This window comes from Streptomyces sp. HUAS MS02 (assembly GCF_055702265.1).
In genome coordinates this window covers 7,230,504-7,245,848 of the sequence record NZ_CM146747.1, presented here as the reverse complement: position 1 = coordinate 7,245,848, position 15,345 = coordinate 7,230,504, and the positions used below count along the sequence as shown (strand labels likewise).

General features: G+C 71.7%; 15 protein-coding genes. 5 read left to right on the top strand and 10 right to left on the bottom strand.

All coding sequences use genetic code 11. The annotated features are described in order from the left end of the window. Positions 1–54: 54 nt before the first annotated feature. The 4 genes from ACZ9QC_RS31140 to ACZ9QC_RS31125 all read right to left on the bottom strand — a co-directional run bounded on the left by ACZ9QC_RS31140 (position 55) and on the right by ACZ9QC_RS31125 (position 4,224). A complete protein-coding gene (locus ACZ9QC_RS31140) occupies positions 55–1,083 on the bottom strand; it encodes a 6-phosphofructokinase (protein ID WP_184895143.1) in 1,029 nt (342 codons plus the stop codon). A 164-nt stretch (positions 1,084–1,247) separates the two neighbouring features. After that, complete coding sequence (locus ACZ9QC_RS31135; protein ID WP_184898620.1) at positions 1,248–1,895, bottom strand: response regulator; 648 nt, start codon at positions 1,893–1,895, stop codon at positions 1,248–1,250. Positions 1,896–2,053: 158 nt separating this feature from the next. Continuing rightward, positions 2,054–3,277 carry a MacS family sensor histidine kinase gene (gene macS / locus ACZ9QC_RS31130; RefSeq protein ID WP_472921862.1) on the bottom strand — a complete coding sequence of 408 codons (1,224 nt, stop codon included), beginning with the start codon at positions 3,275–3,277 and terminating at the stop codon, positions 2,054–2,056. A 101-nt stretch (positions 3,278–3,378) separates the two neighbouring features. Beyond that, positions 3,379–4,224 carry a lysophospholipid acyltransferase family protein gene (locus ACZ9QC_RS31125; protein WP_472916146.1) on the bottom strand — a complete coding sequence of 282 codons (846 nt, stop codon included), beginning with the start codon at positions 4,222–4,224 and terminating at the stop codon, positions 3,379–3,381. A 184-nt stretch (positions 4,225–4,408) separates the two neighbouring features. On the opposite strand from ACZ9QC_RS31125, the gene ACZ9QC_RS31120 reads away from it, so the two are divergent. From ACZ9QC_RS31120 to ACZ9QC_RS31105, 4 genes are all read left to right on the top strand, one after another. After that, entirely contained in the window at positions 4,409–5,302 is an 894-nt protein-coding gene (locus ACZ9QC_RS31120) for an alpha/beta hydrolase (RefSeq protein WP_472916145.1), read from the top strand. After that, a complete protein-coding gene (locus ACZ9QC_RS31115; RefSeq protein ID WP_472916144.1) occupies positions 5,295–6,011 on the top strand; it encodes a hypothetical protein in 717 nt (238 codons plus the stop codon). Before ACZ9QC_RS31120 ends, ACZ9QC_RS31115 begins: the two co-directional genes overlap by 8 nt. 196 nt (positions 6,012–6,207) lie before the next feature. Further along, a complete protein-coding gene (locus tag ACZ9QC_RS31110) occupies positions 6,208–6,831 on the top strand; it encodes an RNA polymerase sigma factor (RefSeq protein ID WP_472916143.1) in 624 nt (207 codons plus the stop codon). Beyond that, a complete protein-coding gene (locus ACZ9QC_RS31105) occupies positions 6,824–7,939 on the top strand; it encodes a CU044_5270 family protein (RefSeq protein ID WP_472916142.1) in 1,116 nt (371 codons plus the stop codon). Before ACZ9QC_RS31110 ends, ACZ9QC_RS31105 begins: the two co-directional genes overlap by 8 nt. Here ACZ9QC_RS31105 and ACZ9QC_RS31100 read toward each other — a convergent pair. The 6 genes from ACZ9QC_RS31100 to ACZ9QC_RS31075 all read right to left on the bottom strand — a co-directional run bounded on the left by ACZ9QC_RS31100 (position 7,917) and on the right by ACZ9QC_RS31075 (position 13,175). Further along, positions 7,917–8,672: an endonuclease/exonuclease/phosphatase family protein gene (locus ACZ9QC_RS31100; RefSeq protein ID WP_472916141.1), complete on the bottom strand. Its 756-nt coding sequence runs from the start codon at positions 8,670–8,672 to the stop codon at positions 7,917–7,919. The two genes, ACZ9QC_RS31105 and ACZ9QC_RS31100, sit on opposite strands and share 23 nt — an antisense overlap. A gap of 143 nt (positions 8,673–8,815) precedes the next feature. Next, positions 8,816–9,769, bottom strand: a complete 954-nt coding sequence (locus tag ACZ9QC_RS31095; protein WP_184895128.1) for an ROK family glucokinase — start codon at positions 9,767–9,769, stop codon at positions 8,816–8,818. A gap of 95 nt (positions 9,770–9,864) precedes the next feature. After that, entirely contained in the window at positions 9,865–10,404 is a 540-nt protein-coding gene (locus ACZ9QC_RS31090; RefSeq protein WP_472916140.1) for a DUF5304 domain-containing protein, read from the bottom strand. A gap of 57 nt (positions 10,405–10,461) precedes the next feature. Next, positions 10,462–11,640, bottom strand: a complete 1,179-nt coding sequence (locus ACZ9QC_RS31085) for an ArsA family ATPase (RefSeq protein WP_472916139.1) — start codon at positions 11,638–11,640, stop codon at positions 10,462–10,464. A gap of 228 nt (positions 11,641–11,868) precedes the next feature. Further along, a complete protein-coding gene (locus tag ACZ9QC_RS31080; protein ID WP_472916138.1) occupies positions 11,869–12,312 on the bottom strand; it encodes an SRPBCC family protein in 444 nt (147 codons plus the stop codon). 107 nt (positions 12,313–12,419) lie between these two features. After that, positions 12,420–13,175, bottom strand: a complete 756-nt coding sequence (locus ACZ9QC_RS31075) for a metallophosphoesterase family protein (RefSeq protein WP_472921861.1) — start codon at positions 13,173–13,175, stop codon at positions 12,420–12,422. A 354-nt stretch (positions 13,176–13,529) separates the two neighbouring features. On the opposite strand from ACZ9QC_RS31075, the gene ACZ9QC_RS31070 reads away from it, so the two are divergent. Then, positions 13,530–15,326 carry an AMP-dependent synthetase/ligase gene (locus ACZ9QC_RS31070; RefSeq protein WP_472916137.1) on the top strand — a complete coding sequence of 599 codons (1,797 nt, stop codon included), beginning with the start codon at positions 13,530–13,532 and terminating at the stop codon, positions 15,324–15,326. Positions 15,327–15,345: the final 19 nt, after the last annotated feature.

Here is a 15,345-nt window from a genome sequence, read left to right as displayed (position 1 = left end):
GACGACACACGCACCCCCGACCCATTGGGCGCCCTCCGACGCCCTCCGACGCCCTCAGCCGAAGAAGACGCCGACCTCCTCGTACAGCTTCGGGTCGACCGTCTTCAGGCGGGCCGTCGCATCGGCGATCGGGACGCGGACGATGTCGGTGCCACGGAGGGCGACCATCTTGCCGAAGTCACGGTCGCGCACGGCGTCGATCGCGTGGAGGCCGAAGCGCGTGGCGAGCCAGCGGTCGAACGCCGAGGGCGTCCCACCGCGCTGGACGTGGCCGAGGACGGTCGTGCGGGCCTCCTTGCCCGTCCGCCTCTCGATCTCCTTGGCCAGCCACTCGCCGACACCGGAGAGGCGGACGTGGCCGAAGGAGTCGAGCGAGCCGTCCTTGAGGACCATCTCGCCGTCCTTCGGCATGGCCCCCTCCGCGACGACCACGATGGGCGCGTACGAGGCCTTGAAGCGGGACGTCACCCAGGCGCACACCTTGTCGACGTCGAAGCGCTGTTCGGGGATGAGGATGACGTTGGCGCCGCCGGCGAGACCGGAGTGGATGGCGATCCAGCCGGCGTGACGGCCCATCACCTCCACGACCAGGACGCGCATGTGCGACTCGGCGGTGGTGTGAAGGCGGTCGATCGCCTCCGTGGCGATACCGACCGCCGTGTCGAAGCCGAAGGTGTAGTCCGTGGCGGAGAGGTCGTTGTCGATCGTCTTGGGGACGCCCACGCACGGCACGCCGTACTCGTCCGACAGCCGCGCGGCCACCCCGAGCGTGTCCTCGCCGCCGATCGCGATGAGCGCCTCGACCTCCTGCTTGACGAGGTTCTCCTTGATCCGGCGGATGCCGTTCTCCTCCTTGAGCGGGTTGGTGCGCGAGGAGCCGAGGATCGTGCCGCCGCGGGGCAGGATGCCGCGCACGGCAGGGATGTCGAGGCGGACGGTGTCGTTCTCCAGTGGCCCCCGCCAGCCGTCCCGGAAGCCGACGAAGTCGTAGCCGTACTCCTGTACGCCCTTGCGGACGACGCCCCGGATGACGGCGTTGAGCCCGGGGCAGTCGCCGCCTCCGGTCAGTACTCCGACGCGCATGGAAATGTCCCTTCGCCGCGGTTGCCTGGTGAGGGTCACGCTAATAGTGATCCAGGTCACTTCGGCATGTACGGGAAGTCAATTCCGGCGAATTACGGCCGATTGAGGGGGAGTTGATCGCGATTGATCAAATCGCTATCACTCTATGGGGTGATTCGAGGCGTTTACTCGTCGTCGAGACCACGCTCTATGGCATAGCGGACCAGCTCCACCCGGTTGTGGAGCTGGAGCTTGCCGAGGGTGTTCTGGACGTGGTTCTGGACCGTGCGGTGCGAGATGACGAGGCGCTCGGCGATCTGCTTGTAGCTCAGCCCCTTGGCGACGAGCCGCAGCACCTCCGTCTCACGGTCGGTGAGTTGCGGGGCCTTCGGCTCGTCGGCGCCCGGCGCGGGGGCGGGTTCGGAGGCGAGGCGGCGGTACTCGCCGAGCACCAGACCCGCGAGACCGGGGGTGAAGACCGGGTCGCCGGCGGCGGTGCGGCGTACGGCGTCGATCAGCTCCTCCGTGGACGCCGACTTCAGCAGATAGCCGGTCGCGCCGGACTTCACCGCCTCCAGGACGTCCGCGTGCTCCCCGCTCGCGGACAGCACGAGGACACGCAGAGCGGGGTTGGCCCCCACGAGTTCCTTGCAGACCTGCACGCCCGGCTTCGCGGGGAGGTTGAGGTCCAGGACGAGGACGTCCGGTGCGGCGGCGTGCGCGCGCCGGACCGCCTGCTCGCCGTCACCCGCCGTCGCCACCACGTCGAAGCCCGACTCGGACAGGTCGCGGGCGACGGCGTCGCGCCACATGGGGTGGTCGTCGACCACCATGACCCTGATCGGGCCACCGCCTCCGCCACCGCCGCCATCGCCTCCGCCGGGCCGCGCCGTTCCGTCCGCCGAACCGCCGCCGCCCGGGCTCGCCGCGCTTTCCGCGCCCGCCGCGCTCACTGCGCCGACCCCGCTCGCCGCGCTTTCAGGGTTTTCCGTCACCGCTTCTCCGCCTTCCCCCGCACGCCCTTCGGCCCCTCTGCGGCCTTGGGTACCTTCAGTTCCACTTCCGTGCCCTGGCCCGGCACCGAGATCAGCTCGGCCGTGCCGCCGATGTCGCGCAGCCGCCCGCGGATGGAGAGGGCCACCCCGAGCCGCCCCTCGCCCTCGGCCTGGGCGAGCCGCCCCTCGGGGATGCCGGGGCCGTCGTCCCGTACCGTCACGATGATCTCGTCCGGCCAGTCCTCGACCAGGATCCACGCCCGGGCCTCGTCGCCCGCGTGCGCGCGCACATTGTCCAGGGCCGCGCCGACCGCCGCCGCCAGCTCCCGCGCCGCCGCCGGGGCGAGCGGCACCGGGCCGCCGGGCTCGGAGAAGGTGACCTTCGCGCCGGCGTACGGGGCGAGCAGCGCCCGCAGGTCCACGGGACCCCCGGCGCCGTCGGACGGTTCCGGTTCGTCCACCGCTCGTACGAGGGCTCCCTGGGCCGCGTCCTCCGAGACCCGGGAGACGGGGACCAGACCGCCGGAGACGAGAGTGCGCAGCGCTACCTCCTGCTCGCCCGCCATCCGGCCCAGTTCGGCCGCCTCGCCGCCGAGGGCGGTGCCGCGCCGCTGAACCATGGCGAGCACCTGGAGCACGCTGTCGTGGATGTCCCGGGCCAGGCGCTCCCGTTCGCGGGTGGCGGCCTCGATCTCCAGGGCGCGGGCGAGGGTGCGCTCGGAGGCGCGGGCGACCTCGACGACGTAGCCGATGGCGATGGAGGCGACCCAGACCAGCAGGACGTTGTGGATGGTGTCCCGGGTGGGGGCGCCCCGGTGGATCAGGTTGGCGACGGCGACGAGCGTGGAGGCGAAGGCGGCCCAGCGCCAGCCGCCCTTGATGGCGAAGGCCAGTACGGCGCCGGCGGTCCATATCGACGGCAGCGTGGGGCCGCCGGCCTCGATCCGCGCGGTGGAGTCGGCGAGCCGGGTGAGCAGGATGCCGACGATCGCGATGGTGAGGTCGGCCGCGAGGAACCGCTTGGTGCAGCTGGCGGCGCCCGCGACCTTGGGCAGGGTCACCAGCGTCCAGCCGGCCAGCACCACGAAGTAGGCGATCGCCAGCCAGGGGCGCTGGAACCTGTCGTACGCGCTGATGAACAGCCCGACGGCGTAGATCATCGTCAGGACCCGGTAGCCGGTCAGGGCACGCCACAGCGGCTGCTCCACCGACATCGCCATGACCCGCTCGAGCTTCGCCACGTCCCCCACCCCCTGCTGACTCGCCACCGGGCGCCCCGGCCCACGCGTCCGGAACGCGACCGTACCCGGGAACCCGTCGGTCACGTAGCCGGGCGGTCCTCTCCCGCGCCGTCCCTGTCCGCGCCGTCCTCGTCCGCGCCGGTCCTGGCCGCGCGGGCCTTCTCGGCCTGTTCCCGCAGCTCCTTGGCGGCCTGTTCCTTCTCCGCCTTGGCGAGGGCGGCCCGGGCGGCCTTGTCGGCCTCCTTCTCGGCCTTGGCCGCGTCCGCGATCTGCCGTTTGGCGGCGGTCGCGTACATGTCGACGTACTCCTGGCCGGAGAGCTTCATGATCTCGTACATGACCTCGTCCGTCAGCGCCCGCAGGACGAAGCGGTCGTGCTCCATGCCCTGGTAGCGGCTGAAGTCGAGGGGCTTGCCGATGCGGATGCCGGGGCGCATGACCTTGGGCAGGACCTTGCCCGGGGGCTGGATCTTCTCCGTGTCGATCATGGCGACGGGGATGACCGGCGCGCCGGTGGCGAGGGCCACGCGGGCCAGGCCGCCGGGCTTGCCCCGGTAGAGCCGGCCGTCGGGCGAGCGGGTGCCCTCGGGGTAGATGCCGAACAGTTCGCCGCTCTCGATGACCTGTATGCCGCTCCTGATCGCGGCCTCACCCGCGCCGCGCGCGCCCGAGCGGTCCACCGGGAGCTGGCCGACGCCCTTGAAGAAGGCGGCCGTCAGCTTGCCCTTGACGCCGGGGGTGGTGAAGTACTCGGCCTTCGCGATGAACGTGACCTTGCGGTCCAGGACAGCGGGGAGGAAGAACGAGTCCGAGAAGGAGAGGTGGTTGCTCGCGAGGATCGCGGCGCCCTCGGCCGGAATGTTCTCCAGGCCCTCCACCCAGGGCCTGAAGGTGACCTTGAGCGGTCCCCCGATAGCGACCTTCATCGCGCCGTACAACAACCGAGTGCCTCTCTGTGATCCGTGGATGAGACCTTAACCCGGACGGCCGGGCAAGAGTCCGACAGGTCCTGCCGGTGTGGGTCGAAGCCCCTGGTCGGTGTCAGTGCGGTCGCGTACGGTGAACCACATCCGGACTTTCACACCCTTCTCATGAACAGGAGACCGAACCGTGCCGGTCCTTCCTGGAGCCGAGCCGTACCACCACGAGGGCGGAGAGGTCGGAGTCCTCCTCTGCCACGGATTCACCGGGTCACCGCAGTCCATGCGTCCCTGGGCGGAGTATCTCGCCGAGCGGGGGCTGACCGTCGCGCTGCCCCTGCTGCCGGGTCACGGCACCCGCTGGGAGGACCTGCGCCCGACGGGCTGGCAGGACTGGTACGCGGAGGTGGACCGTGAGCTGCGGACCCTGCGGGAGCGCTGTACGCGGGTCTTCGTCGCGGGGCTGTCCATGGGCGGCGCCCTGGCGCTGCGGCTGGCCGCGAAGCACGGGGACGCGGTCGCCGGCGTGATGGTCGTCAACCCGGCGAACAAGGTGCACGGCCCGGCCGCGCACGCCCTCCCCCTGCTCCGGCACTTCGTCCCCACCACGAAGGGGATCACCAGCGACATCGCCAAGGAGGGCGTCGAGGAGCTGGGGTACAGCCATGTACCGCTGCACGCGGCCCACTCCCTGCACAATTTCCTGCGCCTCGTCGACGGGGAACTGCCCCAGGTCACCCAGCCGTTGCTGCTGATGCACAGCCCACGGGACCATGTGGTGCCGCCCGTCGACTCCGAGCGCGTCCTCGGCCGGGTGTCGTCGACGGACGTCACGGAGATCCTGCTGGAACAGAGCCACCACGTCGCGACGTTGGACCACGACGCGGACCGGATCTTCGAGGAGAGCCACGCGTTCGTCACCCGGCTGGTGAAGGACCCCGACGGACCGGGCACGACGGAGTCCGCGGCGGCGGATGTGAAGAAGTCCGACGCGGAATCCGTACAGCAGTCTGATTCGGGGTCCGTGGAGCAGATCGGTCCGGGATCCTTGGAGCAGAGGGAAGGGACGGCCACTGGTGGCTGAGCACGACTCCGAGCGTGAGCCGGAGGAGCAGGGAGCACCCCTGGGCGCATCCCCCGGTGACTCACGGGGGGACTCCTCGGGCGGCACGGCCGGAGGCGCCGGGGGCGCCCCGTCCGGCGATGCGCCGAGCGAGGAGCAGCACGCCGGCGAGGAGCAGCACGTGCCGTTCGACGAGGACGCCGCCTGGCGGGCCATCGTCGCCGGGTTCGGCGAGGAGCCGCCGGACCCGCCGGGTGCCAAGCCGTTCAGGTCCGTGGAGGACCTGGCCCTGCTGGAGGCCGAGCCGGAGGACACCGCGGACAAGGCTCCCGACGGCGCCGCGGGCCCCTCGGCGCCCAGGCCGCTCGGCAGCTCGGTCGCGTTCGCCCCCGGTGTCGGGGCGGGCCCGCGCGACTACAGCGTGCCCGACCCGGTCGGCGAGGACACGGGCGAGGAGGACTCCGAGGACGACGAGGACGGCGAGGGGCACTTCGTGCCGCCCGAGCCGCCCCCGCTGCCGGAGGCCGACGCGACCGCCAAGTTCGCCTGGCTGGGCGTGATCGGCGGACCGGTCCTGCTGCTGCTCGCCGTGCTGCTCGGCTGGGACATGACCTGGTGGCTCACCACCCTGGGCATCGGCGGCTTCCTCGGCGGCTTCGCCACGCTGGTGATGCGGATGAGGAGCGACGACGAGGACGACGACGATCCGGGCCGGGGCGCGGTCGTCTGACCCCACCGCCGACGTCACGTCGCGCACGAGGGCCCGCCCGGGAACGTTCCGGGCGGGCCCTCGCCGTCGCCGGGCCCCACGACGCGGACGCCCGGCGGCGGAATGGAACTCGATTCCGGTGAACGGCGAAGTACGGGTGCACGCCCCGAACGGGCCCAGCCCTCGGAGGGCGTTCGGACGAACGAGAGGAGCCCCGATGCCCGTCGGACCACCGGGACTCGGCCCCCGCGCCGGGGATCGCGAGGAGAGCGACGCCCGCGTGATCGAGCGGTCCCGGGAGGAGCCCGAGCTGTTCGCCGTCCTCTACGACCGCCATGCCGACGCCGTGCACCGTTACGCGGCGCGGCGGCTGGGTCCCGAGGCGGCGGAGGACCTGATGGCGGAGACCTTCGCCATCGCGTTCCAGCGGCGGCACACGTACGACCTGGAGCGGCTCGACGCCCGCCCCTGGCTGTTCGGTGTCGCCACCAACGTCCTCGGCCGGCATCGGCGGGCGGAGGCACGCCGGTTCAGGGCACTGGCCCGGCTGCCGGAGCCGGTGGAAGACGAGGAGCCGGTCGCGGACCGGGCGGTCGCCAGGGCCGGTGCCACGGGGGTGCGCCGGGAGCTGGCGGCGGCGTTGGCCGGGCTGTCCGCCCGGCACCGCGACGTGGTGCTGCTGGTGGCCTGGGCCGGCCTCGACTACGAGGAGGCGGCCCAGGCCCTCGGCGTGCCCGTCGGCACGATCAGGTCCCGGCTGAACCGGGCTCGCGGCAGACTGCGCGAAGCACTGGGCGGATCCGATCCGACCGCTTTCCGAGAGGCAGACGCCCATGCGTGACATCCACGACCCGAGGGCCCTGTGGGACCTGCGGGACCTCGCCGACTACGACGCCGGGGCGCCCCCGCTGGACGAGGAGACCCGGCGGCGCGGGCGGGCCCGACTGCTCGCCACGATCACCGCGCCGGACGGTGACCGGGCACGGAAGCCGATCCTCGGGCACGCCTCGCCGGTACGCCGCCGCCCGGTCCTGCGGATCGCGCTGAGCGGCGCGGTCGCCGCCGCAGTCGCGGCAGGCGTCCTGGTCGCCGTGCAGCAGGACCGCGACGACGGCCGGGGCCGGACCGCGCAGCCGCCGGTGACCGACCTCCCGCCGATGCGGAACGTGAGCGCGCGGACGGTCCTCAACGGGGCGGCCGCGTACGCGCGACAGCACGAGAAGCCGGTCAGCCCTCGGGACGACCAGTTCGTCTACTCCAAGGAGATCATCAAGGAGACGGACCAGAAGACCGGGACGACGCAGACCCATGTCTCCGAGAACTGGCGCTCGGTGGACGGCTCACAGCGCTCGTGGGTCATGGAGATCGGCAAGGGGTGGTGGGCGCCTCCGCTGAAGGAGGACGAGAGCGTGTGGCCCCCGCAGGACTGGAGCGAACTACGGCAGCTGCCGACCGATCCGGAGCAGCTGATCCTGACGATCCAGGAGAAGTCCTTCGGACGCCAGGGCATGAACGCCTCCCTGGACGACATCACCGACGAGGAGTGGATGCCCATCTACTTCAGGCTCGCCGGACTGCTCAAGCTGGTCCCGGTGATGCCCGAAGGACTGCGACCGGCGGCGTACGAGGCGCTCGGGATGGTGCCGGGTGTCAAGGTGGTGCCGAACCAGAAGGACGCCAAGGGACGGGTCGGCGTGGCCATCTCCTACAAGGCCCCGGACCTGCCCGGGGTGCCCATCGGCTACGGCGGTTTCTTCATCTTCGACCCGGCGACGTACGCCTTCCTCGGCTTCCGGGACGAGCGTTCCTCGGGCGCCGGCAAGAACATGAAGGTGTACACCCAGCTCTCCTACCTGGACAGCTGGGCGATCGTCGACAGGGCCAAGGAGTACCCGTCGGCAGCGGGCCAGGCGGGGTACGGCGCTCCTACCCTTCGGCGGGGACTCTGAGGGCGGCCAGGACCGGCAGATGGTCCGTGGCCGCCCTCAGGTCGCCGTCGGTGACGCCGGGGAGGTCGAGGGGGACGCCGCAGCCGAGGACCTCGATGCCGGACGTGGCCAGGATCGCGTCGATGCGCTGGTGGGGGTCGGTGGGGGTGGAGGTGTACTCGCCGCCCCACGGAGTGGTGGTCCAGCAGTCCTGGAGTTCGCCGGCGAGGCGGCGGAAGGTGCGGCCGTCCGGGCGCTCGTTGAGGTCGCCGCCGGCGACCGCGTGGGTCGCGCCCAGACCGGCCAGCCGGTCCAGAAGCATGCCGCCCTGCTCGTACCGCTCGTCCTTGTGCAGGGAGAGGTGGCAGGACAGGACGCCGAGGCGGGCGCGGCCGAAGCGGACCACCGCCGTGGCGAAGCCGCGCCGGTGCAGGCCGGGGGTGAGGGGCAGAAGGACGTCCTCGGTGTGTTCGACCGTGGCGCGCAGGCCGCACAGCAGCGCGGGGCCGGAGGCGGTGGCCCCGCCGGAGAGGGTGACCAGGCCGGAGGCGGCGGCGAGCCTGGCGAGCTTCTTGCGCCAGCGGAAGAAACGGGGGGCTTCCTGGATCAGGACCAGGTCGGGGGCGCAGGCGGTGATCACTCGGGCGAGGGCGTCCGTGTCGTCACGCATGGAGCGGATGTTGTAGCTGAGGACACGGATGAGTGCCGAACCGTCGGGGTCCGTGCGGGAGTTGGGGAGCGGGGTGGTCGCCATATGGATCAAGATACGCCTAGGAGACCGGGGCATTTGTCCGTTTGCGACTACAGGTGCGTCGTGGTTTCTCGCGCCCACGCGGCGGAGCCGCATATCGACACAGCCCCGCGCCCCTGAAGGGCGCGGGGTCCGCTGACCGCTGTCTACATGATCGGGTCGGGTTCTCTCGCCAGGTCCGCCGCGCCCACCAGGCCCGCCTCGTTGCCCAGTTGGGCGGCGATGACGTCGGCGACCGGGCGCCAGTTGCCGCCCACGAGCCAGCGCTTGTAGGACTTGCGGATGGGGTCGAGGACCAGTTCGCCCTCGTCCGACAGGCCGCCGCCGACGATGAAGGCGGAGGGGTCGAAGAGGGAGGCGAGGTCGGCGAGGCCGGCGCCGGCCCAGCGGGCGAGCTCGCGGTAGGAGTCGACCGCGACGGGGTCGCCCTGGCGGGCGGCCATGGAGATGTGCTTGCCCTCGATGCCGTCGGGGGTGCCGTCGCCGAGGCCGAGGAGGAGTTCCGCGTTCTCCGGGGTGGCGTTGGCGCGCTGCTTGGCGTACCGGACGAGGGCGCGGCCGGAGGCGTACTGCTCCCAGCAGCCCTGGCTGCCGCAGCCGCAGAGCAGACCGTCGGGGACCATCCGGATGTGACCGAACTCGGCGGCCACGCCGTAGTGCCCGCGGCGCAGCTTGTTGCCGATGATGATGCCGCCGCCGAGACCGGTGCCGAGGGTGATGCAGATGACGTTGCGGTGGCCCTTGCCCGCGCCGAACCTGTACTCGCCCCAGGCGGCGGCGTTGGCGTCGTTCTCCACGACGACCGGCAGGCCCACGCGGGCCTCGACCTTCTCCTTGAGCGGCTCGTTGCGCCAGTCGATGTTGGGGGCGAAGTAGACCTGCGACCGCTGCCGGTTGACGTAACCGGCCGCGCCGATGCCGACACCGACGATCTCGTGTCCCGCTCGCGCGCCCTCGACGGCGGCGGCGATGGCGTCCACGATCCCCTCGGGCGTGCCCGGGGTCGGCACCTTGTGGGTCGAGAGGATGTTGCCTTCCTCGTCGACCACACCGGCCGCGATCTTGGTGCCGCCGATGTCGACGCCGATGGTGAGTCCCATGAATCCCTCAGTTTCGGTCGAGCCCCGCTACGGCCAACCGTACCCGAGGCCCTGCCCCGGGACTCCCGGCGTCCGCCCGGCGGACGGGCCCGCCGTCAGTCCAGGTCGATGCGCTCACTGGGGCCCTGGTCGTCCCCCTTGTCGCGGCCTTGCTGGTGGCCGGTGTCCCGGTTGGTCCAGCGGCGCTCCTGGGCCTCGACGGCGGAGCGGTACGCGGCGAGGAGTTCACCGCCCGCGGCGGCGAGATGGTCGAAGACGTCCGGGTTGCGTTCGATGACGGGTTCGACGGCGGCCTTGGCCTGACGGACGACCTGGTTGACCATCTGCTGCGCCGCGCCGCCGGCGACCGCGCCGAGCAACGGCGACTGCAGCCCGGACAGCTTGTCCGCGACGGTGTCGACCAGCTTGCGCAGTTCCTCGGCGGCCGAGCCCGGGGGCGGCCCGTACTGGGCCCGGCGGCGGGCCTTCTCCGCGTTCAGATCCTCCTCGCACGCCGTCGCCCAGGCGTCGGCGTCGGTGGCGCGCACACGGTCGCTCTCGCGCGCCTGCTCGGCCGTCCGCGCCTCGTCGGCCGCGTCCCTGCGTGCGGCCGCGCCCTCGCCGGCGGCGTCGGACGTGGGGCGCTCTTCGCTCATGGCGGGCTCCTGCCTACGGTTCGTACCTTCGACGTTACCCGAACGGGCGTATACGGTTCACCGGGTCCGGGGCCACAACCGCGGGTCCGGCGCGAATCGGATGCTCAGCCGGCCGTCGCGCAGGGCCGCGCCGTCGACGGTGCAGCGGCGCAGTGCCGACGGCAGCGGAACGATACGGCGGAACTGGCCCGCCGTGACGACCAGCTCGTCGCCGCGCCGGATGAGATCCAGCTCGTCCCGTATCGCGCCGGGCAGCGGAATGTGCCACACCAGCACGCCCTCGGCCCCGAGGTTGTCGGTGACGGGCCAGGTGACCCGGGCGGGAGTGTCACCCGTACCGGGGACGCCCAGAGCGGCGAGGTCGTCGAGACCGCGGGGGTCGCGTCCGAGGTGGGCGACTCCCCGTACGGGGCGGGTCTCGCCCTGCTCCTCCCACTCCTCCAACGCCTTGCGCTGCTGCGCGACGAGGCCGGCGAGCCAGGTGTCGTGGGTGCCCTGGGGCAGGACCCGGTTGGCGATCAGCAGGTCGACGGGGAGGGCCCGCAGGGCGAATCCGACGCCCGCGAGGCGCGTGTGGTCGGCGCCGGCCGGGCCGGGCTCCGCGACCAGGCGCACGCTCGTCCCCGCGTCCTCGACGATCGCGGCGACGGCGGCCAGTTCGACGTCCCAGCGGGCGGCCGTCTCGTACAGCCACTCGGCGGGCATCGGCACCCCGGCGAGGCGGCCGAGGACCGGCCGCAGCGCCCGGGCCGCCTGCCGTTCCGGCGGGAGCAGCCGGCGCAGATACCGCCGCAGTTCCTCCGGGAGGCCGAGCAGGGCGAGGGCCTGCGGGGCGGGGGGCAGATCGACGACGAGCAGGTCGTACGCCTCCGACAGCGCGGCGTCGCGCAGTGCCCGGAGCAGGGCGAGTTCCTCGGCGCCGGGCAGGGGCGTGAGTTCCTCGGCGTCCAGGCGTGCCGCGCCCAGCAGGTCGAGGACGGAGGCGGCGCGCTCCTGGAACGCGACGAGGTCCTCCCGGAAGCCGGCGGCGGCGTCGGGGCGCCAGGCGGTGAGGTGCGGCGCGACGCGCACGGGCTCCGGTCCCGTGGCCGTGCCGAGGGCCGCGCCCAGCCCGTCCGTGCGGTCGGCGCTCAGGACCAGCGTGCGGGTGCCCGCGCGGGCCGCGTCCAGCGCCGTGGCCGCGGCGACCGTCGTACGGCCGCTGCCGCCTTGCCCGGTGATCAGGATGGTGCGCATGGGGGTGAACGGTAACCCAGCGGCGGGCTGTCCCTTTACCGCGTCGGCACCCGGCGCCGGGGCTGAGCGGGGAGGGGGCGCTTGCCGACGCTGACAGGGTGCCGCCTACGCCCACCCTCCCCCCACTCTCGGCTTCGCTCAAGCGGGAGGTGCCCCCATCGCCCCAGCGGCACGACTGCCCGCAGTTGGGGAGGCAGCGCCCCGCCGGGCCATGGGTGCGCAAAAAACCTACGCCGCCCCCGACTCCACCCGCTTCTTCAGGCCCGCCAGCGCCCGGTCGATGATGACCTTCTCCGCCTTGCGCTTGATCATGCCGAGCATGGGGATCTTGACGTCCACGGTGAGCTGGTAGGTCACCTCGGTCACCGAGTCGCTCACCGGCTTGAGGATGTAGGACCCGTCGAGGGAGCGGAGCATCTGGGACTTGACCAGCGTCCACGAGACCTCGTTCGCCCCGGTCCAGGTGTACCCGAGCGTCTGGTCGTCCTTGATCGCGCCCGCGTCCATGACCAGCCGGACCTGCTCGGCGCGGCCCTGGTCGTCGGTCTTGAGCACCTCCGCCTCCTTCACCTCACCCGTCCAGTCCGGGTAGCGGGCGAAGTCGGCGATCACTGCCATGACGTCGGCGGCCGAGGCCTCGATCGTGATGCTCGAACTGGTGAATTCCGCCATCGCCGTGGCTCCTCCAGAGACGGTCCGGTGAGGGAGGTGGGTGCGCACGTATGTGCAGCGTGAAGGCTACCGCGCGCCCGCCGAACCCTCGCCACCCCACCCGGCGTTCACCACTCCAGCGCCCACGGCTTCCCGCTGCTCGCGAAATGCCCCACGTTGACGCACTCCGTCGCCCCGATCCGCATCCGCCGGGCCAGCGGCTGGTGGACGTGCCCGAACAGCGCGTACCGGGGGCGGGTCCTGCGGATCGCCTCCAGCAGTGCCCGGCTCCCCCGCTCGAAGCGGCGCGCCACCGTGTCGTAGACCAGTTCGGGCACCTCCGGGGGGATGTGGGTGCAGAGCACGTCCACCTCGCCCACCGCCTCGATCTTGGCCGCGTACTCCTCGTCGCTGATCTCGTACGGCGTCCGCATGGGGGTGCGCAGCCCGCCGCCCACGAAGCCGAAGACCCGGCCGCCGATCTCCACCCGTTCGCCGTCGAGCACGGTCGTCCCCGGTCCCGCGTACTCCGGCCACAGTCGCGGCATGTCGACATTGCCGTAGGTCGCGTACGTCGGGGTGGGGAAGGCCGCGAACAGTCGGGCGTACTGCTTGCGCACCGCCTTCTCGATCACGGCGGAGCGGTCCTCGCCCACACCCGCCCAGAGCCGGGCCCCCAGTTCGCGCGCCTCCTCGAACCGCCGGGCAGTGCGCAGTTCGACGAGCCGGGACGCGTTCTCGGCGCCGAAGAGGTCGGGGAAGATGCCGCGGGAGTGGTCGGCGTAGTCGAGGAAGAGGACCAGATCGCCCAGGCACACCAGGGCGTCGGCGCCCTCACCCGCTCCGGCCAGGTCGTGCGCGTTGCCGTGCACGTCGCTGACCACATGGATGCGCGTCCTGCCGTTACCGTCCCGTGTGCGTGCCATGACGATCAAGCGTAGGCGTGCGCGGCATACGTGAACAGAGCCGGTCGCACGTGCGGTTACTGGCCAGTCAGTAAGTGAGGGGATTATTCTTCCCGGGGAGAGCCCCATGTGTGACGCGGAGAACATCTCACCGGACCCCCCTCGCGGAGAGGCCATACCGACGGGTAACGTCCGGGCAGTCCAGTTGTGCTCAGGTTTTCAACCAGTAAGGCCCAAGGAACCACGTGGGGCCTGAGCGCTCGCCCAGCCTTGGACCGCACCGTCGCAGCAACACAGAGTCGTGGCGCCGGCGCCCTATGAGGAGCAGCAGTCTTGCGCGAGTTCAGCCTTCCGGCTTTGTACGAGGTCCCGACGGACGGCAATCTGACCGACATCGTCCGCAGAAACGCCGCGCAGCATCCCGATGTCGCCGTCATCGCCCGCAAGGTGGGCGGCGACTGGCAGGACGTGAACGCGGTCCAGTTCCTCGCCGAGGTGCGGACGGCCGCGAAGGGGCTGATCGCCTCCGGTGTCCAGCCCGGCGACCGGGTCGGGCTGATGTCCCGTACCCGGTACGAGTGGACCCTGCTCGACTTCGCGATCTGGACGGCCGGCGCGGTCACGGTCCCGGTGTACGAGACCAGTTCGCCGGAACAGGTGCAGTGGATCCTCGCCGACTCGGGCGCGACCGCCATGATCGTGGAGCTGGACGCGCACTCGGCCGCCGTCGAGTCGGTGCGGGACCAGCTGCCGGCGCTCAAGCACGTCTGGCAGATCGAGGGCGGCGGGGTGGAGGAGCTGGGCCGCCTCGGCCAGGACGTCACCGACGCGGCCGTGGACGAGCGCAGCTCGATGGCGAAGGCCGACGACCCGGCGACCATCGTCTACACCTCCGGCACCACGGGCCGCCCGAAGGGGTGCGTGCTCACCCACCGCAGCTTCTTCGCCGAGTGCGGGAACGTGGTGGAGCGGCTGCGGCCCCTGTTCCGTACGGGCGAGTGCTCGGTCCTGCTCTTCCTCCCGCTCGCGCACGTCTTCGGGCGGCTGGTGCAGGTCGCGCCGATGATGGCGCCGATCAAGCTGGGCACCGTACCGGACATCAAGAACCTCACGGACGAGCTGGCCTCCTTCCGGCCGACCCTGATCCTCGGTGTGCCTCGGGTGTTCGAGAAGGTCTACAACTCGGCGCGGGCCAAGGCGCAGGCGGACGGCAAGGGCAAGATCTTCGACAAGGCCGCGGACACGGCGATCGCGTACAGCAAGGCGCTGGACTCGGCGTCGGGCCCGGCCCTCGGTCTGAAGATCAAGCACAAGGTGTTCGACAAGCTCGTCTACAGCAAGCTGCGCGCGGTGCTCGGCGGCAAGGGCGAGTTCGCGATCTCCGGCGGTGCTCCGCTGGGCGAGCGTCTGGGCCACTTCTTCCGGGGCATCGGCTTCACGGTCCTGGAGGGCTACGGCCTCACCGAGTCCTGCGCGGCGACCGCGTTCAACCCCTGGGACCGGCAGAAGATCGGCACGGTCGGGCAGCCGTTGCCGGGCTCCGTCATCCGGATCGCGGACGACGGGGAGGTGCTGCTGCACGGCGAGCACCTGTTCAAGGAGTACTGGAACAACCCGGGCGCGACCGAGGAGGCGCTGGCCGACGGCTGGTTCCACACCGGTGACATCGGCACCCTCGACGAGGACGGCTACCTCAGCATCACCGGCCGCAAGAAGGAGATCATCGTCACGGCGGGCGGCAAGAACGTCGCCCCGGCCGTGATCGAGGACCGTATCCGCGCCCACGCGCTGGTCGCGGAGTGCATGGTGGTGGGTGACGGGCGGCCGTTCGTGGGCGCGCTGGTCACCATCGACGAGGAGTTCCTGGGCCGTTGGGCCGCCGAGCACGGCAAGCCGGCGGGCTCCACCGCGGCGTCGCTGAGCGCGGACGCCGATCTGAACGCGGCCGTTCAGGCCGCGATCGACGACGGCAACGCCGCGGTGTCGAAGGCGGAATCGGTGCGGAAGTTCCGCATTCTGTCCTCACAGTTCACGGAGGAGTCGGGCCACCTGACGCCGTCCCTGAAGCTCAAGCGCAACGTGGTGGCGAAGGACTACGCGGACGAGATCGAGGCGATCTACCAAAAATAGCAACGCATACCGGCCGTAC

What these genes read in the sequence shown, in the direction of transcription:
- ACZ9QC_RS31140 (WP_184895143.1), bottom strand. Translation starts at nt 1,083, where the DNA reads ATGCGCGTCGGAGTACTGACCGGAGGCGGCGACTGCCCCGGGCTCAAC.
- ACZ9QC_RS31135 (WP_184898620.1), bottom strand. Translation starts at nt 1,895, where the DNA reads ATGGTGGTCGACGACCACCCCATGTGGCGCGACGCCGTCGCCCGCGAC.
- macS (WP_472921862.1), bottom strand. Translation starts at nt 3,277, where the DNA reads ATGGCGATGTCGGTGGAGCAGCCGCTGTGGCGTGCCCTGACCGGCTAC.
- ACZ9QC_RS31125 (WP_472916146.1), bottom strand. Translation starts at nt 4,224, where the DNA reads ATGAAGGTCGCTATCGGGGGACCGCTCAAGGTCACCTTCAGGCCCTGG.
- ACZ9QC_RS31110 (WP_472916143.1), top strand. Translation starts at nt 6,208, where the DNA reads ATGCCCGTCGGACCACCGGGACTCGGCCCCCGCGCCGGGGATCGCGAG.
- ACZ9QC_RS31105 (WP_472916142.1), top strand. Translation starts at nt 6,824, where the DNA reads ATGCGTGACATCCACGACCCGAGGGCCCTGTGGGACCTGCGGGACCTC.
- ACZ9QC_RS31100 (WP_472916141.1), bottom strand. Translation starts at nt 8,672, where the DNA reads ATGGCGACCACCCCGCTCCCCAACTCCCGCACGGACCCCGACGGTTCG.
- ACZ9QC_RS31095 (WP_184895128.1), bottom strand. Translation starts at nt 9,769, where the DNA reads ATGGGACTCACCATCGGCGTCGACATCGGCGGCACCAAGATCGCGGCC.
- ACZ9QC_RS31090 (WP_472916140.1), bottom strand. Translation starts at nt 10,404, where the DNA reads ATGAGCGAAGAGCGCCCCACGTCCGACGCCGCCGGCGAGGGCGCGGCC.
- ACZ9QC_RS31085 (WP_472916139.1), bottom strand. Translation starts at nt 11,640, where the DNA reads ATGCGCACCATCCTGATCACCGGGCAAGGCGGCAGCGGCCGTACGACG.
- ACZ9QC_RS31080 (WP_472916138.1), bottom strand. Translation starts at nt 12,312, where the DNA reads ATGGCGGAATTCACCAGTTCGAGCATCACGATCGAGGCCTCGGCCGCC.